The 16,262-nt window shown below is 32.0% G+C and carries 18 protein-coding genes; 9 read left to right on the top strand and 9 right to left on the bottom strand.

The window, feature by feature from the left end; genetic code table 11:
• Window positions 1-16 precede the first annotated feature (16 nt).
• The 3 genes from ACERII_RS06590 to ACERII_RS06580 form a co-directional block, all read right to left on the bottom strand.
• On the bottom strand, window positions 17-811 hold the full coding sequence (locus ACERII_RS06590) for a hypothetical protein (protein ID WP_373640981.1): 795 nt from the start codon (window positions 809-811) through the stop codon (window positions 17-19).
• A gap of 80 nt (window positions 812-891) precedes the next feature.
• Window positions 892-1,716, bottom strand: a complete 825-nt coding sequence (locus ACERII_RS06585) for a Cof-type HAD-IIB family hydrolase (RefSeq protein ID WP_373640979.1) — start codon at window positions 1,714-1,716, stop codon at window positions 892-894.
• Between the two features lie 286 nt (window positions 1,717-2,002).
• Window positions 2,003-2,467 (bottom strand): hypothetical protein, encoded by a 465-nt coding sequence (locus tag ACERII_RS06580; protein ID WP_373640977.1) that lies wholly within the window; start codon window positions 2,465-2,467, stop codon window positions 2,003-2,005.
• A 577-nt stretch (window positions 2,468-3,044) separates the two neighbouring features.
• Between ACERII_RS06580 and ACERII_RS06575 the strand changes: the two genes are divergently transcribed.
• Window positions 3,045-3,386, top strand: a complete 342-nt coding sequence (locus ACERII_RS06575) for a DUF1360 domain-containing protein (RefSeq protein ID WP_373640976.1) — start codon at window positions 3,045-3,047, stop codon at window positions 3,384-3,386.
• Window positions 3,387-3,510: 124 nt separating this feature from the next.
• Window positions 3,511-3,660, top strand: a complete 150-nt coding sequence (locus ACERII_RS06570; protein ID WP_373640974.1) for a hypothetical protein — start codon at window positions 3,511-3,513, stop codon at window positions 3,658-3,660.
• 137 nt (window positions 3,661-3,797) lie between these two features.
• Here ACERII_RS06570 and ACERII_RS06565 read toward each other — a convergent pair whose 3' ends face one another.
• The 4 genes from ACERII_RS06565 to ACERII_RS06550 all read right to left on the bottom strand — a co-directional run bounded on the left by ACERII_RS06565 (window position 3,798) and on the right by ACERII_RS06550 (window position 6,123).
• A complete protein-coding gene (locus tag ACERII_RS06565; protein ID WP_373640972.1) occupies window positions 3,798-4,427 on the bottom strand; it encodes a hypothetical protein in 630 nt (209 codons plus the stop codon).
• A gap of 114 nt (window positions 4,428-4,541) precedes the next feature.
• A complete protein-coding gene (locus ACERII_RS06560) occupies window positions 4,542-4,862 on the bottom strand; it encodes a hypothetical protein (protein WP_373640970.1) in 321 nt (106 codons plus the stop codon).
• 15 nt (window positions 4,863-4,877) lie between these two features.
• A complete protein-coding gene (locus ACERII_RS06555; RefSeq protein WP_373640968.1) occupies window positions 4,878-5,426 on the bottom strand; it encodes a hypothetical protein in 549 nt (182 codons plus the stop codon).
• Between the two features lie 70 nt (window positions 5,427-5,496).
• Entirely contained in the window at window positions 5,497-6,123 is a 627-nt protein-coding gene (locus tag ACERII_RS06550) for a BMQ_0737 family morphogenetic spore coat protein (protein WP_373640966.1), read from the bottom strand.
• A gap of 194 nt (window positions 6,124-6,317) precedes the next feature.
• On the opposite strand from ACERII_RS06550, the gene ACERII_RS06545 reads away from it, so the two are divergent.
• Window positions 6,318-7,097: a hypothetical protein gene (locus ACERII_RS06545; protein WP_373640964.1), complete on the top strand. Its 780-nt coding sequence runs from the start codon at window positions 6,318-6,320 to the stop codon at window positions 7,095-7,097.
• A 57-nt stretch (window positions 7,098-7,154) separates the two neighbouring features.
• Here ACERII_RS06545 and ACERII_RS06540 read toward each other — a convergent pair whose 3' ends face one another.
• The gene (locus tag ACERII_RS06540) at window positions 7,155-7,901 is read right to left on the bottom strand and encodes a sulfotransferase family 2 domain-containing protein (RefSeq protein WP_373640962.1); all 747 of its coding nucleotides are present in this window, start codon (window positions 7,899-7,901) and stop codon (window positions 7,155-7,157) included.
• A 192-nt stretch (window positions 7,902-8,093) separates the two neighbouring features.
• Between ACERII_RS06540 and wecB the strand changes: the two genes are divergently transcribed.
• Genes wecB through ACERII_RS06515 form a run of 5 tightly spaced genes read left to right on the top strand, consistent with a single transcriptional unit; the run spans window position 8,094 to window position 13,144 of the window.
• The gene (gene wecB, locus ACERII_RS06535) at window positions 8,094-9,182 is read left to right on the top strand and encodes a non-hydrolyzing UDP-N-acetylglucosamine 2-epimerase (protein ID WP_373640961.1); all 1,089 of its coding nucleotides are present in this window, start codon (window positions 8,094-8,096) and stop codon (window positions 9,180-9,182) included.
• Window positions 9,172-10,161, top strand: a complete 990-nt coding sequence (locus tag ACERII_RS06530; RefSeq protein ID WP_373640959.1) for a polysaccharide biosynthesis protein — start codon at window positions 9,172-9,174, stop codon at window positions 10,159-10,161. The genes wecB and ACERII_RS06530 overlap by 11 nt, the downstream gene beginning before the upstream one ends.
• Window positions 10,161-10,988, top strand: coding sequence for a dTDP-4-dehydrorhamnose reductase family protein (locus ACERII_RS06525; protein ID WP_373640957.1), 828 nt, complete (start codon window positions 10,161-10,163; stop codon window positions 10,986-10,988). Before ACERII_RS06530 ends, ACERII_RS06525 begins: the two co-directional genes overlap by 1 nt.
• Window positions 10,985-11,887, top strand: a complete 903-nt coding sequence (locus tag ACERII_RS06520; RefSeq protein ID WP_373640955.1) for an NAD-dependent epimerase/dehydratase family protein — start codon at window positions 10,985-10,987, stop codon at window positions 11,885-11,887. Before ACERII_RS06525 ends, ACERII_RS06520 begins: the two co-directional genes overlap by 4 nt.
• Before the next feature lie 18 nt (window positions 11,888-11,905).
• Window positions 11,906-13,144: a glycosyltransferase gene (locus ACERII_RS06515; RefSeq protein ID WP_373640953.1), complete on the top strand. Its 1,239-nt coding sequence runs from the start codon at window positions 11,906-11,908 to the stop codon at window positions 13,142-13,144.
• A gap of 320 nt (window positions 13,145-13,464) precedes the next feature.
• Here the strand turns inward: ACERII_RS06515 and ACERII_RS06510 are convergent, their stop codons facing one another.
• The gene (locus tag ACERII_RS06510; protein WP_373640952.1) at window positions 13,465-14,547 is read right to left on the bottom strand and encodes a glycosyltransferase family 4 protein; all 1,083 of its coding nucleotides are present in this window, start codon (window positions 14,545-14,547) and stop codon (window positions 13,465-13,467) included.
• A 339-nt stretch (window positions 14,548-14,886) separates the two neighbouring features.
• Between ACERII_RS06510 and ACERII_RS06505 the strand changes: the two genes are divergently transcribed.
• Entirely contained in the window at window positions 14,887-16,260 is a 1,374-nt protein-coding gene (locus tag ACERII_RS06505; protein WP_373640950.1) for a glycosyltransferase family 2 protein, read from the top strand.
• Window positions 16,261-16,262: the final 2 nt, after the last annotated feature.

Below are 16,262 nucleotides of genomic sequence, written 5' to 3'. Positions count from 1 at the left end.
TTAGAAAGATGTTTTGCTATATTTTTATCTTAAAAGAATGTCTTGGGTGTTTGTAGATGAGATTAAAGTTTTCATCACTTCTCAGTTCTTCATCTAAGTTTTGTGGAGTGAACCATAATCCACTATTTGCAAATTCATATTCCGCACCGTAATAGTAACAAGACCAAATCAATTTCGAACAATATATTCGATCCCAAAGACTTTTTAAATCGGAAGGAATGAAAGAAAATTTCGGTCGATTGTTTCCTTTCTTTAAGCTGTCTTCGTACTTGTTACAATAATCCAATCCCCATCTAACCGCATCCTTTCCGATAGTTGGGTCGATAGGTCGATAATGCGCATACCACTGATGCTCATCAAAAAAACTCTTAATCCTAATCTTTTTCATACTATATTTGGTTATGTTATTTGATTCAAGCATAAAATCTTCATCAATAATGAGAACGGCATGACCCATATAGCCATTAGGAATACCAAACTTGTTATCACTAGCCACTAAAATGTCACCAGCCTGGTAATCACTATTCTGCCGTTTCTCTGTTTCTCTACGTTGATTAATGGTGAATTGATAGGTAGCATTCGCTTTATAAGGTTGATTGTAAAGTACGTATTCACCTGAAACCGAAAGTGTGTGAGTACCAGATGGGATGTTGTGTATTGGGATGCTGATATCTTGATTGTGTTTGTAGGTTCGAACAAGTTGTTCATCTATATAAACATGTATGAACATAAATGGAACAGTAGTGGAAGGTTGAATAAAAATCTGTTGGTTATAAAAAACATGAAACATGGTATAACCTGATACATTCACAAAAATCGCCTCCTATACCCATAACCTATGAAAAGTTATGGGCAGGAGTGCATCAAATTGGATAGAAGGGAAGGGGAGAATCAATTATAATAGGAGTGTTTCTTTAGGATGAACCTATCAATTACATAAGCTACACCTTCATTTTCATTTGATTCTGTAACAAAATCCGCTTTCTGCTTAATTTCGTCAGGTGCATTTCCCATTGCCACTCCAAGTCCAGCAAATTCAATCATTTCTAGATCGTTGTAACTGTCACCAATAGCGATGACCTCTTCACGTTTAATGCCTAGTAAATCAATGAGTTTGCTGATGCTGGAGCCTTTTGTGACTCCATATTCAATAAATTCTAAGAAATATGGTTTTGTTCTTGTGATGCTAAGATGCTCTGATAGTTCCTCTTTTAACGTTTGTTCAACTAGAACCAGTTTTTCAGGATCTTCCATCATTACTACTTTTACAACAGGTTCTTGTATTGCTTGTACAAAGTTTTCTTCATGAATAAGGGGAAGACCCGTTATTCTACTTTCTTTTTCGTTATATTGATTTGGTTTTGCTGTAACAATTGAGTCACCTACATAAGTATGAATATAAACATTTTCACGACAGCTCACATCGTAAAGATTACGAACGATATCCGGAACTAGACCGCTACTAAAGAGCTCTTCGTTTGTTTTGCAATTGATAATTTTTGCACCATTATATGATAAGATGTAACTTTCGTTTTCAAGTAGTTGTAACTCTTTTCTATATTTCTCCATAGCGTATGTGGCTCTACCTGATGCTAAGACAACTTTTACACCTTTTTGTTGTGCTTCCATTAAGGCTTGTTTTGTCTTTGGAGAAATCGTATGGTCATTTTTTAGTAAAGTATCATCTAAGTCGAGAACAATCATTTTATAAGTCAAAGTAATTACGTCCTTCCTGTATAGTGAAAAATGCATACTTATTATTAGCGTATGTAACGAAAAATCGTATACTATCAAATTTACTATAAAGTAAAGGTATTATAAACAGAAAATATTATGAAATTTTTATTTGTTGGAAATCATTAGAAAAACCTTAATGACAATTCATTAAGGTTCGTCTTTGAAATCGGTAAAGAAGTATATGAAGATAATAATTGACATTCCAATTATAAATGAGGTTGTCTTAGATCCTTTTATTGCAGGAATTTCATTCAAGGGCACATTATCACCTCGTTTTCTTCTTTCTTGTAACCTTAGGATCTACACCAAGGAATGTGCAAGTTAATTGATGGATATTATCAAGGTCATTAAATAGACCATCTATTTTAGGTATTTTAGCTTTGACCCTTGGTACACCTAATATTGGTCCGCCTGCATTGATTGTAAAACCTTGAGGAGTAAGGGCACTCCCTGTTATGGAAAATTGCTCCATTAATAACATTTTTGCAATAAGGATATTTATTACTGATATACCCACATTTACAAATATGTTACCTGTTTTACTTTCAATTCTGCTTAACCCAGTAATGGGTCCTGCCATCGTAACTCGAAATCCCCGTGGAGTTACAAAAACCCCCATAATGGATATTTGGCCAGTTAATAATAATATTGCGGTAATAATGGCGAGATTACGATGTATTCTGCTAATGGTTTCGAGAGTTCTCTCATCTCCTGGATTATGTTTTGTCACCATCACCACACCCTCTATGATTATCGTATTCTGTATGGATGAGAATGTTTTATGTTTTCGTGCCCAAATAATAATTGAATATTTTGGAGTGAAGTGAAACGATTAAAGGGAGGAGGGGTTTTTTTACTTGTGGATGTGAGTTTCGTTTTCACATAAACAGTGAGAAAGTCGGTTTTCAGGACATGAGGAGATAGCTACACTTAAAGCAATAATTTTTTAAAATGTTATTTTAAAACTCTTATATGTTCAGGTATTCAAACCTTCTTCCTTCAATTCGGTTATTTCAGTAAATTCGATTTGCATGAAACATATTCTATCATATTCCACGGACCTTATTAATTCCTCTTTAAGATAATTTCCTCTATTACTGAAGCCACACCTTCATTTTTTTCTTTGATATGTTTGGAGCATTACCCATTTTCCAATTAATAAAGTGCCAAGTGAATAAAGAAAAGAATAACCTATTCTTTCTTAAAAAAGTCTCAAAAATTTTATTGTATCGTATGATAAAGAGGGCACGTTGGTGAAGCAAAAGAAAAGAAAGAAAAATATTACTTTTTAGATGAGGAGAATGAAAATGAGTGATATTACTTGGATGGAGTTAATCATTTTAATTTTAGCCACTTTTCGCCTTACAAGGTTGATTGTATTTGATGAAATAACTACTTTTATACGCAATCCTTTTTTAAAGATAACTTATGAAAAGAATGATGAGGGAGATTTACTGGAAACGGTTGAAATTAGGCGTGGGGGCCTGCACTATTGGATAGGAATGTTACTTAGCTGCCATTGGTGTGTTGGAATTTGGGCTTCACTAGTCGTTGTGTTGATTTATCAATATATTCCAGGATTAAATCTAGTATTATTATTGCTTGCTATTGCTGGCGCAGCATCGTTTATTCAAGCAAAGATTGAATAGTAAGATGTCACAAGTTGATGTAGTAGGGAATACCTAAAAGTCTAAACAAAATGAAAGTTCTTTGAATATGCTATTTAAAGGAAAATTATATATGAATTTAATATTATGGTAAAGGAGTGATGACATGAAAGAGTATCAACCTATTGTTATCAATAGAAATGTTAAACGACAAACTAAAGTAGTTAGTGAAGTGGTGGTTTCCAAAAAAGAAGTTAAAAAAGTTAAAGTAAAATCTAAAGGCTGCTGTTTAAGAGGGCTTAAAAGAGAAGAATAAGAAAATGTAGACCAACTAATTTTTTCCTCGCTAAGATTTGAAAGTTCTTGGTTCTTACATTAATGAGTAGGGCAATATACCGTTAAGAAAAAGAAATGCCCTACTCAGAATAATGGTTAAATAAACAGACTGAATTTTTATGAGTTTTCTTCATTTGTGTTGGTTGAATCAATTTCATTTTGTAATTGATTAATCTCTGTTGTAATCTCTTCAATTCTCATTTCTAATTCATCAATAAGGTCAAATTTTGGATTTGTTTCTTTATCATTATTTAAAGATAATTCAATAAGATTCTTAAAATGATTATCTAATTTAGTCAGAATCTCCAATTCTTGAAAGCTAGTTTCTTTGCTTTGATGAGCAAAGTCACTTGTTATGTTTTCGTTAAATAACTTATCGTAGTTTGCTTGTAATGACTTATATTTCATCTGTAATCTTTCCATTTCTTCCTGCATCTGTGAGATTATGTCATCTTTATCCTTTAATTGTTCCACTAATTCATTACTATCCAGATGATCTTTAGTAGCATGAAGATCATCCACTTTGATGTTTTCTATTTCTTTTTGGTAATGCTCATGGATTGTATTAATTTCCTGTTGCAATGCACTTTTTTCTTTTAATAATTCCAGGTTTTCCTCTTTTAATTGTTTTAGCTGAGAATAGTGGTAATCATTTTCATACATACTGACTTTATTTTGGTACTTAGCTAATTCTGCTTTATAATAAATGATTTTTTGTTGAAGTTGTAAAGAATCTACTGATTTCATACTTTTATTTACGATGATGTCCGCCCCCCCCCCGTTTTAATACTATTAATATTTGTAAAGTAAGTGATCTACACAACGAAGATCATACTACATAAATATTTCAAAGGTAGTTAATTAATAACTAACCTTCTTTATGTGCTCGATAATTTCCTCAAAATATTTTTTGTTAATATTAATGGCATTCGTAAGTTCATCAAGAAGTTCTTTTGGTACTTCTTCATGTTCACGAAAAGTTCTACTCTCCAAGTTGTCATATTCTAGATTAGTCCTTTTCAATAATAATAATAAGAGTGTATGTAATGTGTCATTTTCTAAATATATAAAACTTTTATTTTCCTGCCTATTTTCTTTTAAATGTACTAGTAAACTTTGTAAGTAATGACGAGATACTTGTTTATATAATAATTCTTTTTCTTTTGGATGAGTTTTTTTCATTTTGTCCTCCTCGCCTTAAGAACCATTAATATAAATCTGATTAACTGCAGGTAAACCATCTTTCATTTCATCTGTATAAGTAAAACCTAAGACACTACCAGAATATGATTCTCTATAACTCCAACTCAGTTGGAAGTTGGAAAACGAAATAACTTCACCAGGTTCAATTGCTTTTTTATCTGTTGGCCTTAGCCAATATTCGAATTTGTTTTGTTGATCATTTATTCTTTCCCAAGAATTATTTGTTTTTATCGATTGGGAAGCCTTATTTATATATTTTCCAGAAAAGGAGAAAGGTGAATCTGATCCAAGCTTAATACATATATACGGATTTGATAGTAATTTACTCCCTAGGTTATGAATATGATAAGTACCAATAATTAGACTTTCTTGATCTTTTTCATGAGCAAAATTTAACGAAAAGCTAAAATAACTTATTAATTTCAACTCGTATTTTTGCTTTCTTGTTTGTAATAATCTTTTTATTTCCAATAAATAGGAAGAAGTTTCATTATTTAATTGTTTGATTTTTTTTCTTACCTCTTCATATTGAACTTTTTCCATTGTTCCACCCCATAAAAAAATAATGAGAGGAAATATTTCCTCTCATTATCTGTATGCATAGTAATAATTATTATTCATTACTATTGGTAGGGAAAAGTACAGGACATTGTGGTGGGCGAATAGGCTCTGGGCATCCTGATACAATTGGTTGTATACTTTCTCTAGGCTCACAGAAATCGGCAAACAATTCAACCGTTACTGGGAATGTTGATTGAATGCTTTGACAAAGTCGAACAGTAATTCCTAAGTCTAGACTTGCTCCTGGAGTAGCATCGTCACAATTAAATACACATACGAAGCAATCGACATCTGTATAGTCAATAGTAATATCTGTACCTTCTGGAGCACATAGTATTACTTTTTCACAACGGCTAAAAGGGAATGTTCCAGCTTCCACCTCTTGCCCGTTTGTTGTTACTATAACAGTAACATCGAACGATTTTTGGATCAAAACTTGCTGAAGTGTAACTTGTGTTCCATCAATGACGAAAGGTCGATCTTCTCTACTCAATACAGTATAGTCAGTAGGTTCAACTTCACAAGTAACTGAATCAATATCATCACAGTCTAAATCATTTGGTAGATCTACATCATCTAACGTTATATCAAATTCAGCCTCATTAATAATCCAATCATATACTTTTGTAGTATTGATACAGAGAAGCTCTTGGCCGCCCTTTAATTTGTCAGCTTGCATAGTGCAAACACCTCCATATAAAAATATTTTTTCTTTTCACTTGTATCATATGACGAGATAAAATAGTTGGTTACATCATTCGGGATAATTTTGAAATCTAGGTTAAGACCTATCATCTATGTTTGTATATTCTAGACATAGTGATCACGAATTTTATATTTGAAACTAAAATAAAAATAGGGAGTGATGATGAAATGAATCTGGATAATTTAAGCAAACCTGTAAGTATGGATATGTTAAAAGATAAGCTATTATCTTATAGACAAATATTAGAAGCAGTAAAAGGTGGCGATGTGTTAGAAGAATACTTATTTACAAAGAAGGAATACAATGATTTGAAAAAACAAGTATCTTTATTAACAGAAGAAGTTCAGCTTATGAAAGAAAAACTAGAGTTAGACAATAGTAAGCTTGAACTTGATAAATTTAAATGTGAATTAGATACTCTAAATAGTTCTATGAAACAGGTAAAAGAAGATATATCGTATTTATTGGAAAATGATAAAGCGATGACAAGTGAAATACGTTCAGAACATCAGCTTTTAGAAGAAACTAATGAGAGTTCTAACCAAGAGAAATTACTTGAATCTAGTAACTTCATAGAAACAACAGAGGATACTACAATAGCACAAAATAGGGATGAAAATAGGGAATATGAGCAGAAGCGAGACCAAAGAAATAAACAACCATCAAGTTTTAGCAACCTAAAAAGCTTATTCGACGCTCAAGTAGAGGCTTATCCAAATAAAGAGGCAATTAAAAATAATTCGTTTAGTATGGAAAATAAAGTGAATAAGTTTCAGGTGGAATCAAATGGTGCTAGCTTAACTCAAAAGGGAAAAAATCCTTTGAATCGATTACATCCTAAAAGTGATATCAAAGCAAGATCCTCGTACCAATTAAGTAGAAAAAAATCTTCTGAAAAACAAATTCAAAAAAAGTTCACAATGGAAAGTCAGACAAAAAAAGAATAAAAGTTTAAAAATCAAAGAGAAGATGAATCCTACAGTAAAAAACCGAAGTGGAGTAGATTATCCATTTCGGTTTTTGTTTATTTTATGAGGCGAAGTAGAAACCCTTGTTTTGGAATTACTATGAAGATATTTCAACTTAACTAACAAATCTCTCTTAGCAAATTGATAAAGTATATTATCCAGGTTATTATTTCTTTTAATTAAAGTTAGTGTCTTAGGTGAAAGACTTGTGAGAGCAGGTCTTTTTTTTGTAGCGTTTTGTTTTCGATTTTTCACGTTTTTCCATCCAAACTTTTTCTCCATTAATAATAATGATTCATCAAACATTTCTGTAATACCTACAACCGAAAAATGTTTCTCTATATTTTCTTTCGCTTTGTTCACATCGGCAATAGTCAATGGATCAGACATATGACCTGATATAAGTCTTGTTTGTAGATTTCTGTTTTGAGGTTGGTTTTGGTATTCCTCTAAACTTAGGTGTTGTACAACATGATGAAGCTCATGCTTTTTATTATTCTTTATAAAGTAATACTCTGAAACTATTCGATCGATGGGATCTCTTAGCATTGTTATATACGTAAATGGGCATGGTATATATTTATGAATTCCATAGGGAAAATGCCCCTGGATACAATCAAATTGATTAGAGTGAATAGTACGCATTATTCTCTCTCTTTTTTCATGTTCAACATAAACATCAAGATTACGATGAGGGTCTATATTTTTTTTTATTATATTCTTTAATGATGTTCCACCTGTTTTTGGCATATGCAAGTGTACTAAAATTTGGTTTTTATTCATTTTTATCACACTCTTTCCTTTTTTATTACAATATGTTCTATGGTATGAACAATGATAATAGAAGGTGTGCTACTTTCAAACGAATATCTATATTTCAAATAAGCATGAAACAGCCTATAGCAATGGAACTCGGTTTGCATATTTTAAAAGTAGTGTCTCTTTTTTATAAGTTAATAAGAAAGGAGAACAAATATGAAGGTGATGACAATTTTAGGCACGCGACCAGAAATAATTCGCTTAAGTTTAGTTATAAAAAAGTTAGATAAATATGTTGATCATGTATTAGTGCATACAGGACAAAATTTCACAGCTTCACTAAGTGATATTTTCTTTGAACAATTAAATCTTCGTAAGCCAGACTATGTACTTATAAATAAACAGCAAACGTTGGGTGAGCAACTAGCAATAATGTATAAAAGATTGGAAGAGATTTTTATAGACGAAAAACCTGATAAAGTTGTTGTGCTAGGTGATACAAATAGTGGACTAAGTGCTTTGCTGGCTGAAAGAATGGGGATACGAGTCGTTCATATGGAAGCTGGGAATAGATGCTTTGATTTAGAAGTTCCAGAAGAGCTAAATCGCCGTGTAATTGATACAATTTCCACATTTAACTTACCTTATACACAACGAAGTAAAGAAAATTTATTAAGAGAAGGCGTCCCCATAAACAGAATCTTTATATCTGGAAATCCAATCTATGAAGTTATTAAGTATTATGAAAAAGAGATAGAACAAAGTAGAATAGCATCTAAATTACACCTTAATAATGAAGATTATTTTCTTCTAACAGTTCATAGGGCGGAGAACGTAGATAATAAAAATAGTTTAGCAGAAATAATAAAAGGGATGAATTTTGTAGCTGATTCATTCAACAAAAGGATTATTTGTAGCATACATCCGCGTACGAAATCTCGCATCGAGGAAATGCATTCAATAAACATACACCCATTGGTTGAATTTCATGAGCCATTTGGATTTTTTGATTTTATTAAACTGGAGAAGAACGCCTATTGTGTAATAACTGATAGCGGGACAGTTCAAGAAGAATGCTGTATTTTTCGGATTCCAACAGTTACTATCAGAAAAACAACTGAACGTCCAGAAACGATTGAGTGTGGTAGTAACATGCTTTCAGGCATTAATGCTAGTCAGATTGTAAGTGCCGTTCAGATAATGGTCAATCAACCAAAAAACTGGTTGTTACCAAATGGATATGAGGAAAAGGACGTTTCTGACAAAGTTGCTAAGATTATTTTGGGAGGTTTTCATGGTGTTTAAGGATAAAGTAATTCTAATTACAGGAGGTACTGGCTCATGGGGGAATGAATTGGTGAGACAGCTGTTGACTTATAAGCCGAAAGAAATTCGGATCTTTTCGAGAAATGAATCAAATCAATTTTTAATGAAGCAAGAATTCTATAACAATGCAACCCTTTCATTTATTATTGGTGATATTAAGGAGAAAGAATCATTATTAGATGCATGTATTGATATTGACTTTATCTTTCATCTAGCGGCTTTAAAACATGTTCCCGTATGTGAAGACCAACCAATTGAAGCCTTAAAAACAAATGTAATTGGAACACAGAATATAATCGATGTCGCAATAAAAGCAGATGTGAAAAAAGTCATTTATATATCCACAGATAAAGCATCAAATCCATCGAACTTTTATGGCTTAACTAAAGCCATGGGAGAAAAGTTAATCATTCACGCTAATACGTTGAAAGCAAAGACTAAGTTTGTCTGTATTCGCGGAGGGAATGTACTTGGAACTAACGGCAGTGTTATTCACGTATTCAAGAGACAAATAAAGGAAAAAAAGAAAATCGGAATTACCGATATCAATATGACCAGGTTTTTCCTCACTATTGAAGAAGCTGTGAAGCTTGTGTTTAAAGCCATCGCTGATAGTAGGGGAGGAGAAACATTTGTTATGAAAATGCCTGCGTTTAAAATTGTTGATCTTGCTTACGTTCTTGCAGAAGCAGCAGGGGTATCCAATTTAGAAATAGACATTTTAGGAGTTCGTCCAGGAGAAAAAATTCATGAATTACTTCTCTCATCATACGAATGTGACCATACTATTTCCTATGATGATGAGTATTTTGTTATATTACCTACCATTCATATTGATGGATTGCTAGAACATTATTCTACCTATAAGCCTGCAAAACTAATAAATTATAATTCTAGTAACGATTTACTTTCAAGGGGAGAAATTAAAAAGATGCTAGAAAAAGGAAGTTTTATATAATGAGGATACTAATTCTTGGTGGCAAAGGGATGGCAGGTCATTTCATTACTAACTATTTGCAGAGAAAAAAAGAGTATGAAATATTTTATACTTGTAGAGATATTAATGATAAAAATGGATTCTTTTTAGATGTGACTAATCGTCAAGAACTAGAGGAACTAGTTAAATTCTTGAAACCCACAATAATCATAAATTGTACTGGAATATTAAATCACCATGCTGCTAACAATCCTACTTTAGCCTTCCATGTTAATAGTTTACTACCTCAGCAATTAAAGGAAATAATGGAGCAACATCGGGGGAAACTGATTCAAATTAGCACCGACTGTGTATTTCTAGGAGATAAGGGAGACTACGTAGAAACGGACATAACCGATGGAGTTTCGGTTTATTCCAAATCAAAGCAACAAGGAGAAATAATAAATGATAAACATGTAACCATTCGAACTTCCATCATAGGACCAGAGCTAAAAGAGGATGGGATTGGGTTATTTCAATGGTTTATGAAGCAGAATGGAAAAGTGAAAGGGTATAAGAAAGCTTTATGGAACGGTGTGACAACACTAGAACTTGCTAAGGCAATGGATGAAATAATTAAAGAGGATCCGAGTGGACTATATCACTTATGCTCCCCGAAGAAAATATCAAAGTATGACTTATTAATGTTAATGAAAGATGTGTTTGAAAAAGAGGATATTGAAATAATTCCTGATGAAAGTGTAGTTATTAATCGTACGTTAAGAAACACAAGAACAGACTTTCAATATCATGTTCCAAGTTATGAGGATATGTTAGTAGAGTTAAAAGACTGGTTGGATTACAAATGAGAATACTCATAACAGGTGCAGGTGGATTTACAGGTCATCATGCCTGCGAATATTTTGAAGAAGCAGGCTATGAAGTAATTGCAGTCAAAAGAAATAAGCTTTCTGTTAATGATAATATTGTAACAGAGTATTGTGATTTGACAGATCAATTTGAAGTAGAAAAACTTATTAACAAAACGAAGCCAAGGTATGTTCTACATTTAGCGGGACAAAATCATGTAGCGGATTCCTGGGAAAAACCAATAGAATCTATACAAGCGAATATGTTAACAACTAGTTATTTAATTGAGGCAATGCGTAAAGAACGTATAACAAGCAAAATCATTGTTGTAGGATCAGCGCTTCAATTCGATCTAGATGATGTAACTACTCTTACTCACCCCTATAGTCTAAGTAAATCTTTACAAGTGCTAGTTGCAAAGTCTTGGAATAAGTTATATGGAGTAGATGTTGTTATCGCAAAGCCTTCTAACATCATTGGACCAGGTCCTTCAAATGGAGTTTGCTCTATCATAGCTAGACAAATAGTGCGAATGGAACACAATGAAGAAATATCAAGAGAAATTGCGATTAATAATCCATATATACAACGAGATTTTATTGATGTTAGAGACGTAATTAAAGGATATAATACTCTCTTCCAAAAAGGAGTTTCAGGAGAAACATATGAAATTGCCTCTGGGCAAAGTTATTTATTAATGGATGTAATTGAAACGATGAAAAGTATATCAAAGGTTCAGTTCAAAGTTAAAAGTCATCAAAAAGTAAAGGAAAAACCTGTGCAAATAAACCCAAGAAAATTGAGAGATTTAGGTTGGACGACAACCATACCATTCTCCACATCGATAGACGATGTATTTCAATATTTCCGAAAAGAACATTCAAATAATAAAAAATAAAATTGGGAGTGAATTACAGTGTGGGATGTAGGAATTGTAATGCCAGTATATAGGCAAGATCCATCCTATCTAACAATGGCATTGCGTACAGTTCTGGATCAAAGTTATAGAAATTTTCATTTTGTAATTGTCTCAGATGGAGCTCCGAGTGAAACAATAAATGTGATGAAAGAAGTTACAAATGGTGATCCTAGAGTCCGATTAATAGTTAAGGAGAGAAATCAAGGAGTAGCTAGTGCACTAAACACAGGTTTTGATTATTTAATGACAAAAGAAGAAGTGAAATTCTTAACGTGGGTTTCTAGTGATAATATTTATTATCCAAACTTTGTAGAAAAACATAGAGAGACGTTAAAAAAATCGTCACCCAATGTTGGATTATCCTATAGTTGCTTTCGTTATATTGATGCAGCAGGTAACTATTTAAAAGAAATTCCTACTGAAACACTTTTAGATTTTCAAAAAAAACGTAAAGATCAGCTTTTAGAATGTTGCTTTATTGGAGTCTCTTTTATGTATAAAAAACATTTTGCGAAAATGATTGACGGATATCAATTTCCGCAAGTGGAAGATTATGAATATTGGTTACGTCTAAGTGAAGTATGTGATATTACTCATATAGAAGATGTATTAATGGACTATAGATATAACTCCCCATTAAGTATCTCTACTCAATTAAATAGTTCCACCGTTGAAAAAAGAAAATGGAGATATTTCTATAACCTAGCTAAGAAACAAGCGAGATTGCGCAGAAAAATTCCATGTAAAGTAACGATAATTTTTCCGGTCGATTCAAAGATTGGTAGAGCAGTAAAACAATTGGAGAACTTATTAGAACAGACTTACAGTAATTATAATATATTAATCATTGACTATAGTGATGATCCAAATACAACGAAAGTTTTGAGACAAATTATTGATCCAAGAATTACTTATCATATATTTTCTAATTTAACGGAAGAAATGGCAATTAGAGAGGGAATTAAGTTAGTCCATACTCCTCATACAATTGTTTATGGAAAAAGAGATGATTATTCTAATGTAAGAACATTGAATAATCTGATGATGGAACTTCAAGTATCGCAAAATAAAGTAACTAATGATAATAGTTTAAGAAAAAGTATAAAGGAAATGAAAACGATGAAACTATATTATACTCGGAAGTTAAAATTATTTGTAAGAAAAGTTGGAAGAAAAGGGGAGAAAAGAACTAATTTTAAGAACGGAATCAATCCTCAAAAAAGAAGAAAAAATTGATCACGACTTAAGAACTATAAGATCAGGAGCGACCAATAAATGTTCTGCCAGATTAAAAGTGCGATCTTACACTTTTTTATCTGGTAGGTTATTTGACCTCGAGCGAGTAGGCTCTGGAGCTGGACTTCTTTACATGACACAACTAGTTATCCATAGGTCAAAAAAATATAGTTTCCTTAACAACAAAAAAGTAAGAGGGTGGCTAAAAGAAAAGATATCTTTAGGTCACCTCTTACTATATTACACTTTCTTGTAAATAAGAAACATCTTAGGTCATACCTAAATTTACTACCACAACGTTTTAACCAATAGGAAGTACCTTATTTATTTCTTTGTTTTAATTCATTAATCATTCTTATAAATTTCTCTGCATACTGTTCAGGAGAAAAATGTCTTTTTATATGTTGAACTCCAGTTTTTCTAATTTTATCTCTTAATTCATAATTAAACATTAATTCTTTCGCCTCAACACTTGCTTTTGAAATATGATTAATAGGGTATAATTTCCCTGTTTTGTTGTGCTTAATTAAACTCCTCACTCCATCCGAATCAGTTGTTAGAACTGGACATTTACAAGCCATCGCTTCTAGAACTGCATATCCAAACCCTTCCACTTTAGATGTGGAACATAGGAACCCTCCAGAATCTCCAATTTCGGATAAAAACATAGACATTTTATGATGAGGTTGATTGGAAAAGACTTTTAGCTTTTCTTTCAGTTTCAGTTTAAGAATCATCTTTTCAAAAGCAATTCGCTCTTCTTTTTCTGCTAATGTACTGTCTTCAAACATCCATAGCTTAATGTTGTGATTCTCTTTCATTAACGTAGCACCTATAGTAAGAAATTCACGCCAATTTTTATTTTTTTCTAATCGACCTACCCACCCTATAATTGGATGGGGATGTTTAGGTATTTTTCTGTAGTGAAAATCTTTTGTGTCAAAGCTATTTTGAAAGCAATACTTTTGAATATTCGGGAAATTTTTTTCGAATGCACTCTTTAGATGGGCCGTCTTAGGATATAATAGTGCATCGCAATATTGGTTTAGTATCGGTGCTACATGATTTCTAATATAGTAGTCAGCGTATTCTTTGTTTTTTCCTAATCCTTGATTTTCATATATGACTAACCCTTCATAACCACTCTCTTTAATTTTTTTTAATAGATTTATATCAGTGTTAACAATGATAGCATCATAATCGCCTTTTTTTATTATATGATTTATTTCCTTGTCATCATTACTAATAAATATTGGGGCTTGTATCTTATTCTGTAGACCCTTACCTTCTTGTAAATATAAAAAATGGCAATTTATATTATAGGGATGCAATGCATAAAAGCGTTGCCTGTTCAATGTTTCCACACCACCACTTGGAATAAAATATGAGAATAATATATTCATTTGCTACCCTCCAATAATTATATAGTTAGATTATATGTATATAAGTAGCAAAAGGTCCCAATAGGTGATCAATAGGAAAAAATAATACAAAGAATTAAATAATACCATTACATTACCTAATAATTGAGATTTTTATGATAATGCAACACTTGAATTGATTAAAGGGGATATAGAGATGCGCAACTATGAAAGCTTGTAGATAAAAGAAAGTATTTAGAAAAAAAGCGATAAAGTGTAAACTTTCCTCCCTTTTTTAATATGATAATAAGGTGATCTAACGAATACATGAAACTAAACTATTTTTAAAACTAAATGGAGTTTTTTTAAGGTGGTGATTCAATGGTACAGCCAATTGTTTCAATTATTTTAACGAGCTACAACAAACCGAATACTATAGGGAACGCAATTGAAAGTGTAATAAATCAAACACGAAAAGATTGGGAATTATTTATCATGGACGATGCGTCAGACGATGCAACATTGCAAATCATTAAAACATATGTAGACGATGAAAGAATTACTGTGATTAATAGTAATATCGATGATGATAAACGATATATGACAACTCGATATGCTACATTGATTAATGAGGCTATTCCAAAAACAAAAGGAAAATATATCTCTTATTTAACAGATGATACAACGTATATTTCGAATAGATTAGAAATGATGATACAAGAAATGGAGTCAAATCCTACATTAGATGTTGTGTATTCAAGTCAAAAGGTGATTACACTTGATCATGATGCAAATGTAGTTTCAGAAAAAACTAGATATACGAAGGGAATATTAACTAATGCGGCAAATGTAGTTGACCATTGTTCTGTCATGCATACAAGAAAAATAGCAGACTCAATCTACAAGCGATATGACAGTTATTGGGATGATGATCCAATATATTGGCATAACGGAGATGCTGCCTTCTGGACTCGACTTAATCAATTTTCATCGTTTTATCCTATAAATTCAATATTAGATATTAGTTATAAATCGCCATATTCATTTCAAAATTTAAATGAATATCTACCAAAAGAGTTACCAGATGGAGTATTGGTTAAGGGATACTTATCTGATGTGTATTTAATAGAAAATAATATGAGAAGAAAAATAGACGAAGAATTTTTTCCGAAACTTCGCTTTGATAAAAGCAGGATTACTGAAATCCCCGATCCAAACCTGTATAAGTATAAAATGGGGCCAAACATTGATCAATGTATTTATGATAATCCTTCTTTGTTTCCAAATGGTCGTTTAGTAAGCGCGAGTAACAATAATGAAATTTATTATATTCAGGAACATAAAAAGAGATTGATATTTAATCAACATGCTTTTGATAAATATCATTTTTCCATGGAAGAAGTTATTGAACTTGAAATAGATTATCTTAATCAATTTGAAGAAGGACCTATCATATCGAACTTATTAAACAATGAGGGAGTGATACTTCCGAATAATATATTGTTTACTGATTCAAAGCGTTATTTTCTGAGCCAGAACAACTATTTACATGAGATAGATAAGGTTGTTCTAAACAAACTTAAGATAAAAGAAGAATGGGCGGTTCGAATGACAAACGAAGAACGTTTATGTTTCCCTAAAGGAAACTCGTTTCAATGGACTTATTATAAAAGCGGGGGAAAAAAAGGGAGAAATCGAAAAAAGAAAATCTCCACGGGGAGCATAGTTTATAGAAACAGAAAAACTAGAGATTAGAC

The sequence above is a fragment of the Evansella sp. AB-rgal1 genome (genome assembly GCF_041820985.1).
Classification (GTDB): domain Bacteria; phylum Bacillota; class Bacilli; order Bacillales; family Salisediminibacteriaceae; genus Evansella.
Note: the sequence above shows the minus strand (reverse complement) of the source record. Positions and strands in the feature narration are given on the sequence as shown.

Excerpts from the sequence above, each read along its gene's own strand:
- ACERII_RS06525 (WP_373640957.1), top strand. The coding sequence starts at position 10,161 with ATGAGGATACTAATTCTTGGTGGCAAAGGGATGGCAGGTCATTTCATT.
- ACERII_RS06545 (WP_373640964.1), top strand. The coding sequence starts at position 6,318 with ATGAATCTGGATAATTTAAGCAAACCTGTAAGTATGGATATGTTAAAA.
- wecB (WP_373640961.1), top strand. The coding sequence starts at position 8,094 with ATGAAGGTGATGACAATTTTAGGCACGCGACCAGAAATAATTCGCTTA.
- ACERII_RS06570 (WP_373640974.1), top strand. The coding sequence starts at position 3,511 with ATGAAAGAGTATCAACCTATTGTTATCAATAGAAATGTTAAACGACAA.
- ACERII_RS06575 (WP_373640976.1), top strand. The coding sequence starts at position 3,045 with ATGAGTGATATTACTTGGATGGAGTTAATCATTTTAATTTTAGCCACT.
- ACERII_RS06540 (WP_373640962.1), bottom strand. The coding sequence starts at position 7,901 with ATGAATAAAAACCAAATTTTAGTACACTTGCATATGCCAAAAACAGGT.
- ACERII_RS06560 (WP_373640970.1), bottom strand. The coding sequence starts at position 4,862 with ATGAAAAAAACTCATCCAAAAGAAAAAGAATTATTATATAAACAAGTA.
- ACERII_RS06520 (WP_373640955.1), top strand. The coding sequence starts at position 10,985 with ATGAGAATACTCATAACAGGTGCAGGTGGATTTACAGGTCATCATGCC.
- ACERII_RS06510 (WP_373640952.1), bottom strand. The coding sequence starts at position 14,547 with ATGAATATATTATTCTCATATTTTATTCCAAGTGGTGGTGTGGAAACA.
- ACERII_RS06505 (WP_373640950.1), top strand. The coding sequence starts at position 14,887 with ATGGTACAGCCAATTGTTTCAATTATTTTAACGAGCTACAACAAACCG.
- ACERII_RS06550 (WP_373640966.1), bottom strand. The coding sequence starts at position 6,123 with ATGCAAGCTGACAAATTAAAGGGCGGCCAAGAGCTTCTCTGTATCAAT.
- ACERII_RS06555 (WP_373640968.1), bottom strand. The coding sequence starts at position 5,426 with ATGGAAAAAGTTCAATATGAAGAGGTAAGAAAAAAAATCAAACAATTA.
- ACERII_RS06530 (WP_373640959.1), top strand. The coding sequence starts at position 9,172 with ATGGTGTTTAAGGATAAAGTAATTCTAATTACAGGAGGTACTGGCTCA.
- ACERII_RS06565 (WP_373640972.1), bottom strand. The coding sequence starts at position 4,427 with ATGAAATCAGTAGATTCTTTACAACTTCAACAAAAAATCATTTATTAT.